The sequence below is a fragment of the Streptomyces sp. NPDC050610 genome, from assembly GCF_040654875.1.
Lineage (GTDB): Bacteria > Actinomycetota > Actinomycetes > Streptomycetales > Streptomycetaceae > Streptomyces.
This window is the reverse complement of the sequence record NZ_JBFAIV010000103.1, coordinates 1-1140: the sequence shown is the minus strand read 5'-3', so window position 1 is coordinate 1140 and position 1140 is coordinate 1. Positions and strand designations below refer to the sequence as shown.

The following is a 1140-nucleotide window of genomic DNA, read 5'->3' as shown; positions in this document are numbered from 1 at the left end:
AGTGGGCGTTGTGTGAGTCGCCGGTGGTGTTGTCCGGTTTGAGGGCTTGCGGTCGACCGGTTCTGCGGTCTGCTGGTAGGTATGGGCGGGCGGCAGCCGTACCCGAGTGATCTGTCGGACGAGGCGTGGGAGCTGATCCGGCCGGTCATCACGTCCTGGAAGGGACAGCACCGCTCGGTCAGCGGTCATGAGGGCCGGTACGAGATGCGGGAGATCGTCGACGCGATCCTGTACCAGGCCCGGGTGGGCTGCCAGTGGCGTTACCTGCCGCACGACTTCCCGCCGTACACCGCGGTGTACTACTACTTCGGCAAGTGGCGCGACGACGGCACCGACCAGGTGATTCACGACCTGCTGCGCTGGCAGGTGCGCGAGAGCCGCGGCCGCCGTGAGGACCCGTCCGCGTTCGTGATGGACACCCAGACCGTGCACACCTCGGTCAACGCGCCCAAGGCCACGACTGGGCTGGATCCGGGCAAGAAGAGCCGGGGCCGCAAGCGGGGCATCGCCACCGATGTCCTGGGCCTGCTCATCGCGGTGATCGTGGTCGCGGCGAGCGTGCACGACAACGCCATCGGCATCACGCTGTTGGACCAGGTCGCTGCGGACAACCCGTCGGTGACCAAGGGCTGGGTGGACGCCGGGTTCAAGAACGCGGTCATCGACCACGGCGCCGCTCTGGGCATCGACATCGAGGTGGTGCAGCGCGATCCGCACACGAAGGGCTTCGCACCGGCGCCGAAGCGGTGGATCGTCGAGCAGACCTTCGGCACGCTGCTGCTGCACCGCCGCCTGGCCCGTGACTACGAGACCCTCCCGGCCAGTGCGGCCTCGTGGATCCGCTGGTCGATGACCGACGTGATGACTCGCCGGCTCACCGGCCACTCCGCGCTGACCTGGCGCGATCCGCCGCCGTTCGGCGCCAGGGGCCCGACCGGCGAGGCGGCGCATGCGTGAACTCCTGGCCCAGATCGACGAACGACAGGCCGCCGGCCGCGAGGAAGCAGCCCGCCTGCGCGAGCAGATCGCCCAGCTCGGTGAGCAACTTGCCGCTGTGGAGCACCGGCTGGAGCGGCTGGAAGTCACCCGGGAGACCGTCTTGGAGATCGCCAAGGACAGCGATTCCGGCGGCTTGGAGCC

At 68.9% G+C, this 1140-nt stretch carries 1 protein-coding gene and 1 pseudogene; both read left to right on the top strand.

The annotated features are described in order from the left end of the window. The first annotated feature begins 81 nt into the window (after positions 1-81). Positions 82-957 carry an IS5 family transposase gene (locus AB0I22_RS39815; RefSeq protein WP_363135919.1) on the top strand — a complete coding sequence of 292 codons (876 nt, stop codon included), beginning with the start codon at positions 82-84 and terminating at the stop codon, positions 955-957. Continuing rightward, a pseudogene (locus AB0I22_RS39810) lies at positions 950-1140 on the top strand (hypothetical protein); the annotation flags it as partial. The gene AB0I22_RS39815 and the pseudogene AB0I22_RS39810, both read left to right, overlap by 8 nt.

Coding starts and splice junctions, on each gene's coding strand:
- AB0I22_RS39815 (WP_363135919.1), top strand. CDS start 82: ATGGGCGGGCGGCAGCCGTACCCGAGTGATCTGTCGGACGAGGCGTGG.